The sequence below is a fragment of the Kitasatospora sp. cg17-2 genome, assembly GCF_054031055.1.
Genome location: NZ_CM132923.1, coordinates 6,046,674 through 6,065,580, shown reverse-complemented (window position 1 = coordinate 6,065,580; position 18,907 = coordinate 6,046,674). Strand labels below are relative to the sequence as shown.

General features: G+C 72.0%; 18 protein-coding genes and 1 riboswitch. Of the genes, 10 read left to right on the top strand and 8 right to left on the bottom strand.

What is annotated here, in order from left to right; all coding sequences use genetic code 11:
* Nucleotides 1-113 precede the first annotated feature (113 nt).
* A complete protein-coding gene (locus ACW14Y_RS25625; protein ID WP_380308267.1) occupies nt 114-701 on the top strand; it encodes a CGNR zinc finger domain-containing protein in 588 nt (195 codons plus the stop codon).
* A 36-nt stretch (nt 702-737) separates the two neighbouring features.
* Here ACW14Y_RS25625 and sodX read toward each other — a convergent pair whose 3' ends face one another.
* Nucleotides 738-1,196 (bottom strand): nickel-type superoxide dismutase maturation protease, encoded by a 459-nt coding sequence (gene sodX, locus ACW14Y_RS25620; RefSeq protein ID WP_340634550.1) that lies wholly within the window; start codon nt 1,194-1,196, stop codon nt 738-740.
* A 241-nt stretch (nt 1,197-1,437) separates the two neighbouring features.
* On the opposite strand from sodX, the gene sodN reads away from it, so the two are divergent.
* The 7 genes from sodN (at nt 1,438) to ACW14Y_RS25585 (ending at nt 7,686) form a co-directional block, all read left to right on the top strand.
* On the top strand, nt 1,438-1,833 hold the full coding sequence (gene sodN / locus ACW14Y_RS25615; RefSeq protein ID WP_030392857.1) for a superoxide dismutase, Ni: 396 nt from the start codon (nt 1,438-1,440) through the stop codon (nt 1,831-1,833).
* A 162-nt stretch (nt 1,834-1,995) separates the two neighbouring features.
* Nucleotides 1,996-2,058, top strand: a riboswitch (cobalamin riboswitch).
* A 125-nt stretch (nt 2,059-2,183) separates the two neighbouring features.
* Nucleotides 2,184-3,275 carry a FecCD family ABC transporter permease gene (locus tag ACW14Y_RS25610; RefSeq protein WP_266271420.1) on the top strand — a complete coding sequence of 364 codons (1,092 nt, stop codon included), beginning with the start codon at nt 2,184-2,186 and terminating at the stop codon, nt 3,273-3,275.
* On the top strand, nt 3,272-4,066 hold the full coding sequence (locus ACW14Y_RS25605; RefSeq protein WP_456983611.1) for an ABC transporter ATP-binding protein: 795 nt from the start codon (nt 3,272-3,274) through the stop codon (nt 4,064-4,066). Before ACW14Y_RS25610 ends, ACW14Y_RS25605 begins: the two co-directional genes overlap by 4 nt.
* Before the next feature lie 121 nt (nt 4,067-4,187).
* Nucleotides 4,188-5,183 carry an ABC transporter substrate-binding protein gene (locus ACW14Y_RS25600; RefSeq protein ID WP_380384341.1) on the top strand — a complete coding sequence of 332 codons (996 nt, stop codon included), beginning with the start codon at nt 4,188-4,190 and terminating at the stop codon, nt 5,181-5,183.
* A gap of 70 nt (nt 5,184-5,253) precedes the next feature.
* Entirely contained in the window at nt 5,254-5,730 is a 477-nt protein-coding gene (locus tag ACW14Y_RS25595; protein ID WP_266271418.1) for a GNAT family N-acetyltransferase, read from the top strand.
* A gap of 313 nt (nt 5,731-6,043) precedes the next feature.
* The gene (locus ACW14Y_RS25590; RefSeq protein ID WP_320443374.1) at nt 6,044-6,454 is read left to right on the top strand and encodes an ATP-binding protein; all 411 of its coding nucleotides are present in this window, start codon (nt 6,044-6,046) and stop codon (nt 6,452-6,454) included.
* A gap of 164 nt (nt 6,455-6,618) precedes the next feature.
* A complete protein-coding gene (locus tag ACW14Y_RS25585; RefSeq protein WP_266271417.1) occupies nt 6,619-7,686 on the top strand; it encodes an RNA polymerase sigma factor SigF in 1,068 nt (355 codons plus the stop codon).
* Nucleotides 7,687-7,766: 80 nt separating this feature from the next.
* On the opposite strand, the gene ACW14Y_RS25580 is transcribed toward ACW14Y_RS25585, so the two are convergent.
* Nucleotides 7,767-8,195, bottom strand: a complete 429-nt coding sequence (locus ACW14Y_RS25580) for a hypothetical protein (protein ID WP_380312481.1) — start codon at nt 8,193-8,195, stop codon at nt 7,767-7,769.
* Nucleotides 8,196-8,245: 50 nt separating this feature from the next.
* Between ACW14Y_RS25580 and ACW14Y_RS25575 the strand changes: the two genes are divergently transcribed.
* Nucleotides 8,246-9,217, top strand: a complete 972-nt coding sequence (locus tag ACW14Y_RS25575) for a diacylglycerol/lipid kinase family protein (protein ID WP_266312852.1) — start codon at nt 8,246-8,248, stop codon at nt 9,215-9,217.
* 368 nt (nt 9,218-9,585) lie between these two features.
* Nucleotides 9,586-9,837 carry a WhiB family transcriptional regulator gene (locus tag ACW14Y_RS25570; RefSeq protein ID WP_014138019.1) on the top strand — a complete coding sequence of 84 codons (252 nt, stop codon included), beginning with the start codon at nt 9,586-9,588 and terminating at the stop codon, nt 9,835-9,837.
* A 469-nt stretch (nt 9,838-10,306) separates the two neighbouring features.
* On the opposite strand, the gene ACW14Y_RS25565 is transcribed toward ACW14Y_RS25570, so the two are convergent.
* From ACW14Y_RS25565 to ACW14Y_RS25540, 6 genes are all read right to left on the bottom strand, one after another.
* Entirely contained in the window at nt 10,307-11,827 is a 1,521-nt protein-coding gene (locus ACW14Y_RS25565) for a sensor histidine kinase (protein WP_266271414.1), read from the bottom strand.
* Between the two features lie 538 nt (nt 11,828-12,365).
* Nucleotides 12,366-13,418: an SIS domain-containing protein gene (locus ACW14Y_RS25560; RefSeq protein ID WP_380305007.1), complete on the bottom strand. Its 1,053-nt coding sequence runs from the start codon at nt 13,416-13,418 to the stop codon at nt 12,366-12,368.
* A 246-nt stretch (nt 13,419-13,664) separates the two neighbouring features.
* The gene (locus tag ACW14Y_RS25555; protein WP_380305018.1) at nt 13,665-14,957 is read right to left on the bottom strand and encodes an extracellular solute-binding protein; all 1,293 of its coding nucleotides are present in this window, start codon (nt 14,955-14,957) and stop codon (nt 13,665-13,667) included.
* 447 nt (nt 14,958-15,404) lie between these two features.
* A complete protein-coding gene (locus tag ACW14Y_RS25550; RefSeq protein WP_380305005.1) occupies nt 15,405-16,958 on the bottom strand; it encodes a glycoside hydrolase family 3 protein in 1,554 nt (517 codons plus the stop codon).
* 7 nt (nt 16,959-16,965) lie between these two features.
* The gene (locus ACW14Y_RS25545; RefSeq protein WP_380305003.1) at nt 16,966-17,793 is read right to left on the bottom strand and encodes a carbohydrate ABC transporter permease; all 828 of its coding nucleotides are present in this window, start codon (nt 17,791-17,793) and stop codon (nt 16,966-16,968) included.
* Complete coding sequence (locus ACW14Y_RS25540; protein ID WP_380305001.1) at nt 17,790-18,818, bottom strand: carbohydrate ABC transporter permease; 1,029 nt, start codon at nt 18,816-18,818, stop codon at nt 17,790-17,792. The genes ACW14Y_RS25545 and ACW14Y_RS25540 overlap by 4 nt, the downstream gene beginning before the upstream one ends.
* Nucleotides 18,819-18,907: the final 89 nt, after the last annotated feature.

Genomic DNA, 18,907 nt, shown 5'->3' with positions numbered 1-18,907 from the left:
GTCGACGGCGCCCGGCAGGCGGAACCTGCCGGGCGCCGCGCTTTTCCCGCTTTCCCCCTGCGGGTAATAGGCTGGAGGCAATCAGCCTGTTACCGATCTCTGGAAGGACCACCGTGGAGCTCGCCTCGTACGCCGAACTGGCCGTCCGGCTGGTGAACACCGAGGAGCCCGAGCGCGGCACCGACGCGCTGACCTCGGTGGACGGAGTGCGCGCCCTGTTCTCGGACTCCTCGCGCGCCCGCAACCTCGCCGACGAGGCGGACGTGCCCCGGCTGCGGGCCGTCCGCACCCGGCTGCGCGGGGTCTTCGAGGCCGCCGCCGAGGGCGAGGAGGTGCGCAGCGTCGACCTGCTGAACAGCCTGCTGATGGAGTTCCCGGTCAGCCCGCTGGTCTCCGGGCACGACCACCTGGACGAGGCCGGCCGGCCCCGCTGGCACCTGCACCTCGCCGACAACTCGCCGACCGCCACCGCCCACTACAGCGCCGTCGCCTGCATGGGCCTGGCCGTCCACCTGACCGAGCTGGGCGCCGACCGGCTCGGCATCTGCCAGGCCGCGCCCTGCCGCAACGCCTATCTGGACACCTCGACCAACCGGTCCCGCCGGTACTGCTCGGACCGCTGCGCCACCCGCGCCAATGTCGCCGCCTACCGGGCCCGCAAGCGCCTGGAGGCCCAGGAGGCCGCGGCGGCCGGGCTCTAGCGGAGCCGCCCGCGGGCCGGGGCCGGTGGGCCGGGCCTAGCGGACCGGGAGTTCCTCCGGCCGGATCCAGACGCCGAGGCGGCGGGCGAGCCCGGGCACCCGCGCCAGCGGGGCGGCCAGCAGCAGCCGCTCCAGCCGGCGCCCGGGGGCCAGCCAGGCCGGGCGCGGGCGCAGCCGCAGCAGCACCCGGCCGAGCACCAGCTCGTCCGGCACCGCTCCGTAGCTGCGGCTGTCGCTGTCCACCGGCCGGTTGTCGGAGAGCAGCCACCAGCCCTTGGGGCGGCGGCCGTCGGCGCGCTTGACCACCAGCAGGTTCTGCTGGAACGGGTGACGGAACACCACCACCGCGCCGGGCCTGATCCGTGCGCCGTAACGGACCAGCAGCTGGTCCCCGTCGCGCAGCGTCGGCACCATCGAGTCCCCCGCCACGTCGATCAGCCCGAACGGCGCGCCGCCGCCCGGCGGACCGTCCTCCGGTTCCGTGCTCCGTGCCACGGCTCCTCCTCCCGGCTCGCGTCCCGCCGTGTCCCGTCCGGCTCCCGCGGCGTCCCGCTGTCCTGCTGTCCTGCCGTTCCGCTGTCGCGCACCAGTCTGCCGCACCGGCCGCCGGCCGCCGATGTCCGGATTGATCCGGTTCCGGCTCCGTCTTTTGCCCTAGGCACACCGCCCGGCCGGGAAACCGGACGGTCCGGCAGGTAATCTCGGGCGCGGGAAGACGATCTAAGGAAGGACTCCCATGTTCTCTCGTCTGTTTGCACCTCGCGCCACCGCCCACGCCCACTGCGACCTGCCCTGCGGTGTCTACGACCCGGCCCAGGCCCGGATCGAGGCCGAGTCGGTGAAGGCCACCCAGGAGAAGTACCAGGCCAACGAGGACGCGCACTTCCGCGCCCGCGCGGTCATCATCAAGGAGCAGCGCGCCGAGGCCGTCAAGCACCACATCTCGGTGCTGTGGAGCGACTACTTCAAGGCCCCGCACTTCGAGAAGTACCCGCAGCTGCACCAGCTCATCAACGACACCCTGAAGGCCGCCTCGGCCGCCAAGGCGTCCACCGACCCGGCCACCGGCCAGGCGCTGCTCGACCTCATCGCCGAGGTCGACAAGATCTTCTGGGAGACCAAGCAGGGCTGATCCCCGCCCGGTCGCCTTTCGACCGCCCCCGTCCGGATCCGGACGGGGGCGGTCGTGCGTTCGGGGCCGAACGGGGGCGGTCGGGGCCGAACGGGCAAGGCCGTTCGAACAGTAAGGGTCGTAGGCCGCGAGCGCTTGTTATGCTGCCAGGGCGTCCCGCGGGGGAAGCCGGTGCGAATCCGGCGCTGACCCGCAACGGTAAGCGGCCCACCGGGCCGTGAGCCCGATCGCCCGGGGGCGCCGACCTCCCGACAACTCGCCGCGGACTGCGAGGGGATGGCGCCCCGGCACACCCGCGCCCGGACGCGCCGCCCCTCGCCGTACCCGGCCCGAGGCAAGGCGTGCCACCAGTGAGCAGCACCACCGCGGCCGCACCGGCCACCGCCGCGGCCCCACCGGGCCCCCGGCGGATCCCCGCCCTCCCCCTGGCCGCCGCACTCGCCGCGGCCCTGCTCGGCTCGCTGGTCTGCGCCGTCGCGGTGGGCTCCGCCGGCCTCGGCTGGGGCCAGGTCCTGCGGCTCCTGGGCGCCGGCCTGACGGGCGGTCGACTGGAGGCCGACGAGGCCGCCGCGTACGCCATCGTCTGGGAGATCCGGCTGCCGCGCGCCGTCCTGGCCGCCGTGGTCGGCGCCGGACTCGCCGCCACCGGGGTCGCCGTCCAGGCGATGGTCCGCAACGCGCTCGCCGACCCCTTCGTGCTCGGCATATCCTCCGGGGCCTCGGTGGGCGCCAACGCCGTGCTGATGTTCGGCGCCTTCGCCTCGCTCGGCGTCTGGGCGCTCTCCGCCTCCGCCTTCGTCTCGGCCCTGCTGGCCATGGTGCTGGTCTATCTGACAGCCCGTACCGCCCACGGGCTCACCCCGCTGCGACTGGTGCTGACCGGGACCGCGATGTCCTACGGCTTCTCCGCCGTGACCACGCTGATGGTCTTCGCCGCCGCCCGCGGCGAGGCCGCCCGCTCGGCCATGATGTGGCTGCTCGGCAGCCTCGGCGGGGCCACCTGGGGCTCGGTGCCGATCGCCGCCGTCACCGTGCTGGCCGGGCTGGCGTACCTGGCCCGCGCCGCCGGACAGCTGGACGCGCTGGCGATGGGCGACGAGACGGCCGCCTCGCTCGGCGTGGACCCGGACCGGCTGCGGCGCGCGCTGTTCGTGGTGACCGCCGCCGTCACCGGCACCGTGGTCGCGGTCAGCGGGGCGATCGGCTTCGTCGGACTGATGGTCCCGCACCTGGCCCGGATGCTGGTCGGCGCCGGCCACCGCAGGCTGCTGCTGATCGCGCCGCTCGCCGGGGCCCTGCTGCTGGTGTGGGTGGACATCGTCTCGCGCACCCTGCTGGCCCCCGCCGAACTGCCCGTCGGCGTGGTCACCGCGGCCGTCGGGGTGCCCTGCTTCCTGCTGCTGATGCGCCGTCGCGGCTACGCCTTCGGGGGCAACCGGTGAGCGCCGTCGGCACCGGGGCCCTGGACCTCGCCGTCGACCGGGTCTCGGTCGACCTGGCCGGCGTCCGGCTGGTCCACGAGGTCACCCTGACCGCCGCCGCCGGCCAGGTGGTCGGCCTGGTCGGCCCGAACGGCAGCGGCAAGTCCACCCTGCTGCGCTGCGTCTACCGGGCGCTGCGGCCCGCCGCCGGGGCCGTTCTGCTGGGCGGCGAGGAGATCCACCGGCTCGCCCCGCGCGAGGCCGCCCGGCGGGTCGCGGCGCTGCCGCAGGAGCACTCCGCCGAGTTCGACTTCACCGTCGCCGAGGTGGTCGGCATGGGCCGGCTGCCGCACCGGCGCGGCGCCCTGGCCGGGCCGTCCGCGGCCGACGAGGGGCACTGCGCCGCCGCGCTGGGCCGGGTCGGTGCCGGGCACCTGGCCGACCGGGGCTTCCTGAGCCTCTCCGGGGGCGAGAAGCAGCGGGTGCTGATCGCCCGCGCGCTGGTCCAGGAGCCCCGGGTGCTGGTGCTCGACGAACCCACCAACCACCTGGACATCACCCATCAGCTGGAGGTCCTGGCGCTGGTCCGGGAGGCCGGGACGACGGTGCTCACCGCGCTGCACGACCTCAATCTGGCCGCCGGGCACTGCGATCTGCTGTACGTGCTCGCGGAGGGGCGGATCGTCGCCTCCGGACCGCCCGCCGAGGTGCTCGAACCGGCGCTGCTGGCCGAGGTGTTCAAGGTCCGGGCGACACCGGTCCGGCACCCGGTCACGGGCGCCGTCCAGCTGCTGTTCGACCGCCTGTCCTGACCGGCCCGTCCGATCTCCCGTCCGATCTCCCGTCCAGGCCCGTCCGATCCCCCGGTCCGGACCGTCTCCCGGTACGACCGACCTTCGTACGACCGACCGCCCACCGCCCCGAGGACCCACCATGCGCACCAAGGCCGTTGCCTCCGCCGCCCTGCTCGCCCTCGCCCTCACCGGCTGCGGCGCCGAGATCGCCCCGCGCGGCGACGGCGCCGCCTCCTCCGCCCACTACCCGGTGACCGTCGACAACTGCGGCGCCCCGGTCACCTTCAAGCAGAAGCCCGCCCGCGTGGTGACGAACGACGTCGGCATCACCGAGCTGATGTTCGCGCTCGGGCTGGAGGACCGGATGGCCGGCTACGTGATGCCGGACGACAAGGGCCAGGTGGACAAGGTCGCCTGGAAGGACGCCTACCAGCGCGCCCCGTGGCTCTCCAAGAAGCAGATCACCAAGGAGATCGCGCTGGAGGCCAAGGCGGACCTGGTGTTCGCCGGCTGGCACTACGGCTTCGACGAGAGCTCGGGCGTCACCCCGCAGGCCCTGGCGGGCCTCGGCATCGGCTCCTACGTGCTCACCGAGTCCTGCCGCAGCGGCAAGGGCACCGAGCGCGGGGTGATGTCCCCGCTGCACGCGCTGTACACGGACCTCACCAATCTGGGCGAGATCTTCGACGTCCGGGACCGGGCGGACCGGCTGGTCGCCGCGTTCAAGGCGGAGATCGCGGCCGTCCCCGAGCCCGCGTACCGTCCGGGCGTCTTCCTGTACGACAGCGGCGAGGACAAGCCCTACACCTCCGGCCGGTTCGCCGCCCCGGAGGAGATCATCACCAAGGCCGGCGGGCGGAACGTGACCGGGGACCTCGCCGACTCCTGGACCACCGTCGGCTGGGAGACCGTGGTCGAGCGCGACCCCGAGGTGATCGTGATCAACAACTACGGCACCCCCGACGCCGAGGCGAAGCGGCAGTTCCTGAAGTCCTTCCCGCCGCTGGCCGGCGTCTCGGCCGTCCGCAACGACCGGATCTTCGTCCTGGACTACGTCGACCTGGTCGAGAGCCCCCGCAACCCGGCCGCGGTCACCGCGCTGGCGGCCTACCTGCGGACCGTCCCGGCCCGCTGAGGCGCCGGCCGTCCCGGGTCCCGGACCCGGCCCGGGACGGCAACCGGGCGGCCCAAGTACGCTCGAAGGCATGATCCGCACCGCAGTCCCCGCCGACGTCCCCGTGATCCACCGCATGATCCACGAACTCGCCGAGTACGAGAAGGCCGCACACGAGGCGATCGCCACCGAGGAGCAGCTGCGGGCCGCCCTGTTCGGCGAGCAGCCGGCCGTGTTCGGCCTGATCGCCGAGGACGACACCACCGGCGAGCCGGTCGGCTTCGCGCTCTGGTTCCTCAACTTCTCGACCTGGCGCGGCAGCCACGGGATCTACCTGGAGGACCTCTACGTCGACCCGACCGCCCGCGGCGGCGGCCACGGCAAGGCGCTGCTGCTGGAACTCGCCCGGATCGCCGTCGAGCGCGGCTACGCCCGGGTCGAGTGGTCGGTGCTGGACTGGAACCGGCCCTCGATCGACTTCTACAAGGCGCTCGGCGCGGTGCCGATGGACGGGTGGACCGTCTACCGCCTCACCGGCGAGGCGCTCACCGCCGCCGGCACGCGCTGAACCGGGCGCCTCGCCGCACGCCCGACCGCCGCGCCGAACCGGGCGCGCGGAGGCGTACGCGGAGGGCGCACAAGGTCCTCGTCGGACCCCTGCCACCCTGAGTCGCGATGCCTTACCATGAGTGACTCCCGCTCCGGGGCACGAACGCGGTAACGTCTCGGGCGGACGGCGGCGTCCGGGCGACCCACGAGGGGTATGACCGGTACGTACCGCACCACCCCTCTGGACAGTTGGGGCGAAGCAGTTGAGCCAAGCAACAGACAGTGCCGCGGCCACCGGCCCGGAAGCACAGCGCGTCACCCAGGAGGTGAGGGTGTCCCAGATCGACGGCGAGCCCGGAGTCCAGGACTTCGTGGAGGTCCGGCTGCCCGCGGCCGGGGCCTATCTCTCGGTCCTGCGTACAGCCACGGCGGGCCTCGCGGCCCGGCTGGACTTCACCCTGGACGAGATCGAGGACCTGCGGATCGCGGTCGACGAGGCCTGCGCCATCCTGCTCCAGCAGGCCGTGCCCGGCTCGGTCCTCTGCTGCGAGTTCCGCCTGGTCGGCGACTCCCTGAAGGTGATCGTCTCGGCGCCCACCACCGACGGGCGGGCGCCCGAACGCGACACCTTCGCCTGGACGGTGCTCTCCGCGCTGGCCGGCGAGGTCGAGTCCACGGTCGCCGAGGACAAGACCGTGTCGATCAGCCTGCACAAGAAGCGTGGCGGCTCCGCCGCCCACTAGGTCGGCCGCGGCAGCGCGGCAGCAGTACCTGACATGGGCCGTCCGCCCGGCACCACCGGGCCGGACGGACGGCTCCCGGTACCGCCCCCACCCGGCGGTACGACCATCGAGACGAACCGGGACCGGCGGTCCCGGTGCTCCCGGAACGGAACGGGGGAATGGCCGTGAGTGATCTGGACCGTACCGGCCTCGCGACGGCGGGCCCTGCCGTACCGACCCAGGCGAGCGTCCCCGGCCTCGCCGCCAACGACGAAGCGCACCCGAAGGACGCCCACCGGATGAGCCAGCCGACCGAGCCGACGCCCGAGTCGTCGCCCGATCAGTCGCCCCCGCCCGTGCCGTCGGCCGCGGACCTCCCGCCGGCCGACCGCCCGGACGGGGGTCCGGACAGCGACGGCCCGGAGGACGGGGCCGCCGACGAGGCGGCCCGGGCGCTGCGCGCCGCGGTGCCCGCCCAGGGTCCGCAGCGCAGCGGTGCCCCGGACCGCGAGGCGGCCCGGGCCCTGTTCGTCCGGCTGTCCGCGCTGCCCGACGGCTCCCCGGAGCGCGTCGAGCTGCGCAACCAGCTGGTGCGGATGCACATCCCGCTGGTCGAGCACCTGGCCCGGCGGTTCCGCAACCGGGGCGAGCCGCTGGACGACCTCACCCAGGTCGCCACCATCGGGCTGATCAAGTCGGTGGACCGCTTCGACCACGAGCGCGGGGTCGAGTTCTCCACCTACGCGACGCCGACCATCGTCGGCGAGATCAAGCGGCACTTCCGCGACAAGGGCTGGGCGGTCCGGGTGCCGCGCCGGCTCCAGGAGCTGCGGCTGTCGCTCACCACGGCGACCAGCGAGCTCTCCCAGCGGCACGGCCGCTCCCCCACGGTGCACGAGCTGGCCGAGCACCTCGGGATCTCCGAGGAGGACGTGCTGGAGGGCCTGGAGTCCGCCAACGCGTACTCCACGCTGTCGCTGGACGTGCCGGACAACGACGACGAGTCGCCGGCCGTCGCGGACACCCTCGGCGCCACCGACGAGGCCCTGGAGGGCGTCGAGTACCGCGAGTCGCTCAAGCCGCTGCTCGCCCAACTGCCGCCCCGGGAGCAGAAGATCCTGGTACTGCGGTTCTTCCGGAACATGACGCAGTCCCAGATCGCCGCCGAGGTGGGCATCTCCCAGATGCACGTCTCCCGGCTGCTCGCCCGGACGCTCGCGCAGCTGCGGGAGAAGCTGCTGGTGGAGGAGTAGGCCGGAGAAGCAGGACCGACGGCCGCCTGGTGGCGGCCGTCGGTCGGATGCGGTACCGGAAAGGCGGAGGCCCTCCGCGCTCAGCCCTCGTGCGGAGCGTAGAGGGCCTCCGTCGACCTCGGGCTGAGCAGAGCGCCGATGCCGACCAGGCCGAGCAGGCCGACGCCCACCCCGACGGCGGCCATCGCGCCGCCGCTCTGCCACATGTAGTAGGCCACCGGCAGGCAGATCGAGTTGGTCAGCACGGCCGGGCTGCGGCCCCAGCGGCGGCCCTGGAGCAGGGCCCGGGCGGCGAACAGCGGCAGCACGCCGAGCAGCACGATCACCAGGCCGCCGAACTCGTTCAGGGCGAGCTGCTTGGACTGGCCGGACAGCGCGGCGACCATGTCCCAGACGCCCACGACGGCCAGCGCGGCGCCCTCGACGGCCGTGATGGCGGCGCCCACGGTGAGGGCGGTCGGACGGTCGGCACCGGGCGCGGGTACGGGTGCGGAGGATTCTGCGGTCACTCCAGCAGGGTAGCCGCCGGGAGGTCCGTACCGACCCGTAGGCTGAGCACATGCGCGCTCTCCTGGTCGTCAACCCGAAAGCGACCACCACCAGCGGTCGCACCAGGGACGTCCTGATCCACGCCCTGCGCAGCGACCTCAAGCTGGAGGTGGCGCAGACCCAGTACCGGGGCCACGCGCGCGACCTGGCCCGCGAGGCGGTCGAGGACGGCACGGTCGACCTGGTGGTGGCCCTGGGCGGCGACGGCACCGTCAACGAGGCGGTCAACGGCCTGCTCTCGCACGGCCCGGGCGAGAAGGTCCCCCGGCTGGCCGTGGTCCCGGGCGGTTCGACCAATGTGTTCGCCCGCGCGCTGGGCCTGCCGAACGACCCGGTGGAGGCGACCGGCGCGCTGCTGGACGCCCTGGAGAGCCGGCGGGAGCGCCCGATCGGGCTGGGCAAGGCGATGACCGAGGGGCTGCCGGACCGCTGGTTCACCTTCACCGCGGGGCTCGGCTTCGACGCCGGCGTGGTCGGCCGGGTCGAGGAACAGCGCCGGGCGGGGCGCAAGTCCACGCACGCGCTCTATGTCACCCAGGCGCTCCGCCACTTCGTCACCCAGCGTGAGCAGCGCAGATCAGGCCCGGTTTCCTTGGAAATGGCGGGCCGAGGACCGGTGCCCGGCCTGGCCCTGGCGATAGTCAGCAACACCTCACCGTGGACGTTCCTGGGCAACCGCCCGGTCTACCCCTCGCCACTGGCCTCCTTCGACGCGGACCTCGACGTCTTCGGCATCACCCGGATGACGGCGTTCGGCACTGCTCGAACGGTCCGTCAGATCCTGCGGTCGCACGGGCCTTCGAGCGACGGCGCCGCATCGCCGGGCCCTTCCGGGAAGCATGTCGTCTCCTATCACGACGTCCGTCACTTCACCTTGGTTTCGGAGGAACCGGCCCCGTTCCAGGTCGACGGGGACCACCTTGGGTCCAGGAGTCGCGTCAGTTTCACAGGCGTACGGCGGGCACTGCGTGTGATTGTGTGACTAGAAGGGCCCTTCACCCTTCTTCTCGAACGCACAAGCCCCCTTCACTCCATAGAAGTACTGGCTGTGAGCTAGGCGACACCGAAGAATCAAAAATTCCTCCCTGAAGGGGGTTGTATCCGGGCCCGAGGTTTGCGAACCTCTACATGGCGATCGGGACGCATCGCAGCGACGGCAACCTCAGAACCTGTTGGGTGCCGACCGCGGGGTGTCCCTCGAATCGCCGAATCCCTCCCCAGCACAGACCTCCCGGGCCCGATGGGCCTTTGGTCTCTTTTGCTGTTGCGGGATTCGTGAAAGCGTTCACATTCACAAGCCATCGATGTGCCGTGCGGGTGACCCCCGTCGGCAGGAGGAGTTGGACGACCATGGACTGGCGCCACCGCGCTGTCTGCCGCGAAGAGGACCCGGAGCTGTTCTTCCCGATCGGGAACACCGGTCCTGCTCTGCTGCAGATCGAGGAAGCCAAGGCCGTGTGCCGCCGCTGTCCGGTCATGGAGCAGTGTCTCCAGTGGGCCCTCGAGACCGGCCAGGACGCCGGCGTCTGGGGCGGCATGAGCGAGGACGAGCGTCGCGCGATGAAGCGTCGCGCCGCCCGCAACCGCGCCCGCACGGCCTGACCCGCACCGCCTGATCACACGCCGTAGTACCAGCAGTGACCACCGTACCGATCAACACATGATCAAAGGCTTCGCCTGCACTTCCTGGTGAAGCCTTCCGTACAAAGGGCCTTGCCCGAAAAGGTCCCGCGACACTTGCCCGCCCAGCCACTTGATACTGTTCACTTAGAGCAATATTGTGGAGCTGTGGCGCTCACCGTGTGCAACGCACCGGCGAGTGGCGCATCACTAGAGCCCCCGTTCCGGCCGACTCCCCCCGACGGCCGGAACGGGTTGAGAGGCCCTGTCGACCCACCCCCCCCGGTCGACAGGGCCTCGTTTTTGTCTTCGCGCCCCCGCGCCGCGCCGTCCTCACACTGCGGACGGTGGTGAAGGAGCGGGCCACCGGCGCTCACACCGGTCGCACGCTCCCACCACACCCCGGTACGCCTGAGCGCAGCCGGCCCGCCTCGGCACACCTCGGCGCACCTCAGCGCACCGGGATCTCCAGGATCACCTTGGTGCCGCCGTTCGGGCCCGCCACCATGTCGAAGGTGCCGCCCAGCTCCCCGGTGGCCAGCGTCCGGACGATCTGCAGCCCGAGGTTTCCCGCCTGCTGCGGGTCGAAGCCCTCCGGCATGCCCTTGCCGTCGTCCTGCACGGTGATCAGCAGGTACTCCTCCGGCCGCGCCCCGCCGTTCCAACTGTCCGACCAGCCCATCCCGGTGGCCGGCGCCCGGCCGCGCAGCGCGCTGACCTCCAGGCTGCCGGAGGCGCTCGGCCCGAAGGCGTGCTCCAGCGCGTTCTGCAGCAGCTCGGTGAGCACCATCGCCAGCGGGGTGGCCACCTCGGCCGAGAGGATGCCGAAACTGCCGCTGCGCCGGGTCGCCACCCGGCCGTCCTGGGACAGCTCCACCACCATGGCCAGCACCCGGTCGGCGATCTCGTCGAAGGCCACCTTCTCGTCCAGCGCCTGGGAGAGCGTCTCGTGCACGATCGCGATCGAGCCGACCCGGCGGACCGCCTCGTCCAGGGCGGCCCGGCCGGCCTCCGAGTCCATCCGGCGGGACTGCAGGCGCAGCAGCGCGGCGACCGTCTGCAGATTGTTCTTCACCCGGTGGTGGATCTCCCGGATGGTGGCGTCCTTGGTCATCAGTTCGCGGTCGCGGCGGCGGAGTTCGGTGACGTCCCGGCAGAGCACCAGCGAGCCCGTCAGGGTGCCCTTGGGCTTGAGCGGGATGGCCCGCAGGGTCACCACCCCGCCCTGGACCTCCACCTCGGTCTGTCTGGGCGCCCAGCCGCTCGCCAGCTTGACCAGCGCCTCGTGCACGGCCGCCCGCGAGGGCGGCACCAGTTCGGCGGTCGCCCGGCCCAGGTGGCTGCCGACCAGGTCGGCGGTGAGGCCGAGCCGGTGGTAGGCGGAGAGCGCGTTGGGGCTGGCGTAGGTGACCACGCCGTCCGCGTCGAGCCGGATCAGGCCGTCGCCGACCCGCGGCGCGGCGTCCATGTCGGTCTGCTCGACCCCGGGGTAGGGGAAGGTGCCGGCGGCGATCATCTGGGCCAGGTCGGAGGCGCTCTGGAGATAGGTGAGCTCCAGCCGGCTGGGGGTGCGGACGGTCAGCAGGTTGGTGTTGCGGGCGATCACCCCGAGCACCTTGCCCTCGCGCCGCACCGGGATGGACTCGACCCGGACCGGCACCTCCTCGCGCCACTCCGGGTCACCCTCGCGCACGATCCGGCCCTCGTCGTAGGCGGCGTCCAGCAGGGGCCGGCGGCCGCGCGGGACGAGGTGGCCGACCATGTCGTCCTGGTAGGAGGTCGGGCCGGTGTTGGGCCGCATCTGGGCGACCGAGACGTACCGGATGCCGTCCCAGGTGGGGATCCACAGGACCAGGTCGGCGAAGGACAGGTCGGAGAGCAGCTGCCACTCCGAGACCAGCATGTGCAGCCACTCCACATCGGCACCGGTCAGGGTGGTGTGGCGGCGGACGAGTTCGTTCAGCGAGGGCACAGGCTGAGCGTAGCTCCAGGGGCGCGCGGACGGCCCGGGCCCACCCCCGGCCGACGGACGCCGCGACCGCTCCCCCAAGTTGTCCAGACCAATTTTCGGACCGGCCTGGACAAGCCAGATTGGTCTAGTCCACAATGAAAGAGCACCAAGGAGAGGCCCACCGCGCAACTGCCCTGACCGCGCGAGGCCCCTTCTCGGTCGGACGCCGCCGAGCGAGGACCCCGCACAGTTCTCGGTCATACACGGCGCCCGACGACAGCTCCGGGCTGCGGTGCCGCATGGGTTGAGGGTCCCGTGTCGGCGCCGTGGCCCGTAGTGCTTTCCAGGCCCGGGCTGCGGTGCCATGGGCCCCTCTCCCCCAGCCTCCGGCCGGGCGGTGCCCCCAGCCCGCTGGCGGGCAAGGAGGGAGGGTTGAGGGTCCCGTGTCGGCGCCGTGGCCCGTAGTGCTTTCCAGGCCCGTTCCGCCCCGAGGGCGCGGAAACGCCGAGACCCCCGTCCACAGGCTGTGGACGGGGGTCTCGGCGTTTCGGCGCCGGTGTCAGTGGGTCTCGGTGACCTTGGCGAGCGCGCGGGGGGCGTCCGGGTCCTGGCCCCGGGCGATGGTGACCTCGTAGGCCAGCAGCTGCAGCGGCAGGATCTCCAGGATCGGCTGGACCTCCTCCGGCACGCCGGCCGGCAGCGCGAAGCCCGCCGAGGCGGACTCGACCTGCGCCTGCTGGCCCACCACGACCAGGTCCGCGCCACGGCCGCGCAGGCGGTCCAGCACCGGCTGCAGGGCCTCGCCGCCCTTGCCGTCCGGGACGATCGCGATGACCGGGGAGACGTTGTCGACCATGGCCAGCGGGCCGTGCAGCAGGTCGGCGCCGGAGAACGGGGAGGCCGGGATGTAGGTGGTCTCCATGAGCTTCAGCGCCGCCTCGCGGGCGGTCGGGTAGCCGTAGCCGCGCGAGGTGATGACCAGGCGCTGGGCGAAGCGGTAGCGCTCGGCCAGGGCCTTGACCTCGTCCTGGCGGGCCAGGATCCCGGAGGCCAGCTCCGGCAGGTCCTTGGCGGCCGCGCCGTCGCCGCCGCGCAGGCCCTCGACCAGCAGGTAGAGGGCGAGCAGCTCGGCCGTGTAGGTCTTGGTGGCCGGCAGCGCCTTCTCCGGGCCCGCCAGCACGTCGATGTGGAACTCGGAGACCTCCGCCAGCGGCGAGCCCGCGTTGTTGGTGACGGCGAGGGTGATGGCCCCGGCCTCGCGGGCCGCCTTGGTGGAGGCGACCAGGTCGGGCGAGCCGCCCGACTGGCTGACGGTGATCACCAGCACGTCGGTGAGGTCCGGCTGGGCCCCGTACGCGGTGGTGGTGGACATCGAGGTGAGACCGGCCGGCTTGCCGAGCAGGATCTCGATCAGGTACTTGGCGTACAGCGCCGCGTTGTCGGAGGTGCCGCGCCCGGTCAGCAGGACGAAGCGCGGCTTGCGGGCGGCGATCTGTCCGGCGATCTCGAAGATCTTGGGGGCGCCCTCGTCGAGGATGCGCTGCAGGACGGCCGGCTGCTCGGCCATCTCCGCCGCCATGATCCGGCCAGGGACGGTCTGCGTGTCGGACATCGTGGGGTGCCTCCGATGAGATGGTTCCACCCCGCCCGGGCGGGAATGCCCGGCGGGGACCTCTACGGCGGCGAGTCCGCACACTCGCTCCGGTGATTTCTGCGGCAATCCTACGGGGGCCGCCGGGGTGCGGCACATCCGAGGACGTGGTCGCGCCCGCCCGGGCGGCCGCCGGGGGTGCTCCCGGGAGGACGGAGCCCCTCCCGGCGGTGCGGGGAGGGGCTCCGGATCCGGGGCGGCGGCTGCTCAGCCGGCCTTGTTGATCAGCTGGTCGATGGCGGCGTCCGCCTCCTTGGTGGCCTGGTCCACCGACTTGCCCTTGAGGATGGCGGTCAGCATGTCCGGCAGGATCTTCTGCTTCTCCACCAGGCCCCAGCCGGGGGCCAGCGGGGTGAACCAGGCGTCCGGCACCGCGTTGGCCGCGGCGGCGGTGACGGGCTTGGTCTTCAGCGGGTTCAGCTGGGTGAGGTTGTTCGGCAGGATGTCCTTGTCCGCGAGCGCCTGCTCGGACTTGGTGCTGGTGAACATCCGGACCCAGTCGGTGGCGAGGGCCGCGGCGGGCGACTTCGCGGTGACGGCGAGCGCCGAGCCGCCGATGAAGGTGGGCAGCGGCTTGCCGCCCGGGCCGGGCATCGTGGCCACCTTGACGGCGTCCTTGAGGCTCGGGTCGCCGGTGACCGGCGCGGCGACGCTGGCGGCCTCGTAGCCGTTGCCGTAGAAGGCCGCCGCGTGGCCCCGGGCCATCGCCTCGTACTGGTTCTGCTCGTTGAGCGTCAGATCGCCCTTGTTGTACTTGCGCACCAGGTCGACGAAGTGGTTGATGCCCTGCTGCGACTTGGGGTCGCTCAGGGTGCCGTGCCAGTTGCCGCCGCTGTCGAACCGGGCGATGGCGCCGCCGTACGCGGAGACGTAGCTCATCGCGGCGTACCAGTACGGGCCGGGCAGGTAGAGCGGCGAGTAGGTGCGGTCGGCCTTGTTCTTGTCCGCGATCCGGTCCAGGGCCGTGCGCAGCTCGTCCTCGGTCTTCGGGAAGTCGGCGCTGCCGGTCGCCTGCTGGAGGGCCGCCGAGTTGTAGATCGCGACCCGGGCGCCCGCGTAGTAGGGCACGCACCAGAGCTTGTCCTGGTAGGTGCAGGTGTTGGCGAGCGCGTTGATCCAGGTGTCCGAGTTGTCGAAGGTGTTCCGCTGGACCGGGGCCAGCGCCCCCGAGAGCACGTACTTCATGGTCTCGGTGTTGCCGAGCTCGACCACGTCCGGGGCGGTGCCGTCGCCGAGCGCCTTGTCGAGCTTGGCGACCTTGTCGGCCCAGCCCTGGTAGGCGAGCCGCAGGGTGACCTTCGGGTACTTGGCCGCGAACTCGTCGTTGACCCGCTGGACGAGGTCGGGCCAGCTCTTCTGGGCATCGTCCATCAGCCAGACCGTGACGGTGCCGGTGGCGGACTGCGGGTCCGCCGAGGCCGACTTGCCGTCAGTGGCCGGACCGGCCGACGAACAGGCCGTCAGACCCGCGGCCAGCGCCATGATGCCGACCGACGCCATGAACCGACGCTTTCCCACGCCATCCTCCGAGGTGTTTGAGCTGTACCCGCCGGCAGCGTGCTGGCGCCCGTCGGGACGGTGTCCGAGGAGGGGCGGCGAAGAGCTTCGGGGTGGGCCAATACCACATCCGGGGAAATTGAAATTCGAACCGGATGGACTGGAGCCTGGCCTAGACCACTGCTGGTGTCAACGCCAAATGGCCTGGCAGAAAGGGCCGTTGCAGACCTGTTGTCTCCCGTGGGCGATCAGTCGCGCGACGGTCACCCTAAGTAGAACTTAAGGGTGCCTTAAGACGGATTTGAGGGAACACCGTCAGATCGGTCGAACCGGCAGGTCACCCGGCCCGTCGAGGTCCGGGGACGCCGACGGGCCCGCCATGCGGCATGCGCATGACGGGCCCGTCGGCGGGGTGCCTCGCGGCCCCCGGTGTCACGGTCCGGCGGGGAGTCAGCCGATCGCCCCCGGCTGCCCGGTGAGCACCTCGACGGCGGCCAGGCCGCAGACGCGGGCCGCGCCGTGGGTGGCGATGTGCAGCGCGCCGACCGGCTCGGACTGCGGCAGGCCCATCTCGACCACCGCGGCGTCCGGCCGGGCCGCCACCAGGCGGGCCAGCGCGGCCGACATCCACTCGTGCCGGTGGACGTCCCGGACCACCAGCACCAGGCGGCGGTCCCCGGCCTCGGCCAGCACCTCGGCCACCACCGCGTCCAGCACCTGCGGCGCGGCGACCTCCGGGCCGACCTCACGGGTCCGGGTGCCCGGGAAGCGGTCGGCCAGCATGCCGGCCACGCCCCACGGGGTGACGTCGCCGACGGCGATGTTGGGCTCGGCGGAGAACGAGACCACGGAGGGGCGCTCGGTCACCGGCAGGACCTCCCGGCCCGGCGCCCGGACCACCCGCAGCGCCCGGCGGGCCGCCCGCAGGCCGACCGCGAGGTCCGCCTCCGGCCGCTCGCCCTGGGCCGCGATCCGGCCCCAGCTGCCCAGCGCGCGCACCCGGGCGGCCGCGTCGGCGAGCCGCTCCTCCGGGAGCCGACCGGCCTGCACGCCCGCCACGATGGCGTCCCGCAGCATCAGCACGGTGGCCTCGTCGGCCAGCCCGCCGCCGACGCAGATCGCGTCCGCGCCGGCCGCCAGGGCCAGCACGGTGCCCTCGCCCATGCCGAAGGTGTCGGCGATGGCGCCCATCTCGATCGCGTCGCTGACGATCAGGCCCTGGTAGCCCAGGCCGCCGTCCTGCGGGGCCGCGCGCAGCAGGTCCCGCAGCACGGCGGGGCTGAGCGTGGCGGGCAGCTTCGGGTCGAGCGCCGGGATCATGATGTGGGCCGTCATCACGGCCTTGGTCCCGGCGGCGATGGCGGCCTGGAACGGCACCAGGTCGCGGGCGCGCAGCACGTCCAGGTCGACGTCGATGACCGGCAGCCCGTGGTGCGAGTCGACGGCGGTGTCGCCGTGGCCCGGGAAGTGTTTGGAGCAGGCCGCGACGCCGGCCGACTGCAGGCCCTCGACCCAGGCGGCGGTGTGGCGGGCGCACAGCTCCGGGTCGGCGCCGAAGGAGCGGACGCCGATCACCGGGTTGCGCGGGTTGGAGTTGACGTCGGCGGTGGGCGCCCAGTTGTAGTTCACGCCGGCGGCGGCGAGGGCCCGGCCCAGCTCGCGGGCGACGTCGCGGGTCAGCGCCGGGTCGTCGATCGCGCCGAGGGCGAGGTTGCCCGGCCAGGACGAGCCGGAGCCCGCCTCCAGCCGGGTGACGTCGCCGGACTCCTCGTCGATGGCGATCAGCAGATCGGGGTTCTCGGCCCGCAGCGCGGCGGTGAGGGCGGCCAGCTGGCCGAGGTCGGCCACGTTGCGGTCGAACAGAGCGACCGAGCCGAGGCCGGCCGCGAGGTGCCGGCGCAGCCACTCCGGCGGCTCGGTGCCGACGAAGCCGGGCTGGAGGACGGTCAGCGCGTCGCGGTGCAGCTGGTCGGAGGCCGGGAGGGTGGGTACGAGGATGCTCACGATGGGATCAGCCCTTCACGGCGCCGTCGGTGAGGCCACCGACCGCCTTGCGCTGCAGGAAGACGAACAGGATCAGCACCGGGAGGGCGAACAGCGTCGACGCCGCCATGGTGGCTCCCCAGTCGTTGCCGAAGGCGGTCTGGAACGAGGACAGCCACAGCGGCAGGGTCTGGCCGTCGGTCTTGTTGATGATCAGGACGAGCGGGAACTCGTTCCAGGCCGTGATGAAGCCGAACAGCGAGGTGGACATCAGGCCCGGCGCCAGCAGCGGGAAGATCACCTTCACGAAGGCCTGGGTGCGGGTGCAGCCGTCCACCATGGCCGACTCCTCCAGCTCCTTCGGGACCGCCGCGATGAAGCCGCGCAGGGTCCAGATGGTGAAGGGCAGCACCATCATCATGTAGAAGGCGGTGAGCGGGACGAGGCTGTTCAGCATCTCGTTGTCGCGGGAGATCAGGTAGACCGCGATGGTCATGACCTCCCAGGGCGCCATCTGCGCGGCCATGATGACCAGCACGAAGACCTTGCGGCCGCGGAAGCGCATCCGCGCGATCGCGAAGGACGCCAGCGTGGCGATCACCAGCGAGATCACCACCGCGAGGACGGTGACGATGAAGCTGTTGGCGGTGTACGTCCAGAACTTCGGCACGTTGACCGCGGTCTTGAAGTGCTCCAGGGTCGCGTCGAACGGTATGAACACCGGCGTCTTGCTGATGATGTCCTTCGTCGGCTTGAAGGCCGTACTGATCATCCAGTAGACGGGGAACGCGAAGAAGACGAAGAGGACGACCGCGACGACATTCGGCCAGGTGCGTCCGATGAGCGAGCGCCTCACAGCTCGTCCTCCTGCTTGAGAATGATCCGGAAGTAGTACGCCATCAGGACGCCCAGGATCAGGATGGTGAGCACCGCGATCGCGGCACCGGTGCCGTAGTGCTGGCGGCCGGAGCCCTCCAGGAAGGCATGGATCGGCAGGGTGCGGGTGAGGCCGTCGGGACCGCCGGCCTTGATCGCGTAGATCTGGGTGAAGGCCTTGAAGATCCAGATGACCTCGAGGAAGGTCGTGGCCAGGAAGAACGGCTTGAGGTTGGGGAACATCACCGCGGTGAAGATCTTCACCGACCCGGCGCCGTCCATCCGGGCCGCCTCGTAGAGCTCCTTGGGGATGGTGGTCAGCGCGGCGTACATGTTGAACGCCACGAACGGGATCGAGCCCCAGACCAGCAGCAGGAGGATCACGAAGAAGGTCGAGTACTGGCTGCCGGTCCAGTTGTAGGCGGCCATCGAGTGCCAGCCCAGGGTGTCCAGGAGCCAGTTCACGACGCCGAACCTGGTCTCGAACAGCCAGGTGTAGACGGTGGTCGAGGCGACCACCGGCATCGCCCAGGCGAACAGCAGGCCGATCGACAGCAGCAGCCGCATCTTCTTGCCGAGCCGGTTCAGCAGCAGGCCGACCAGCGCGCCGCCGACCATGATCAGGAAGACGTTCAGCACGGTGAAGGCGACCGAGCGGCCGGTGACGGCCCAGAACTGCTCGTCCTTGAGCTGCTCGGTGTAGTTCTCGAAGCCGTTCCACTCGGTCAGGTGCTGGACGAGCTGGCGCGCGTTCAGGTTCTGGAACGAGACCAGAACGGTCTTCAGCAGGGGCCAGCCCAGCAGGCCCAGGGTGGCCACGGTGGCGGGCAGGAGCAGCAGGTACGGCGCGAACCGGGAGCCGATGCTCGGCCCGTCCGCCCGTCTGGCGCTCTTCTTCGCGGTGCCGGCGCCGTTGCCACGGGCGGCGCTCTTCTCAATAGTGGCCACAGCAGCCTTCCCTGACTCCGGGGACTGTGTCTGCACCCGCTCCGAATGCACAGCCATCGTTCTCTCTTCCTGACAACCCGACCACGACGGACAGGCGCCGCCCACCGGCCCCCCGCCGGGGGCCGGTGAGCGACGCCGCTCGACTG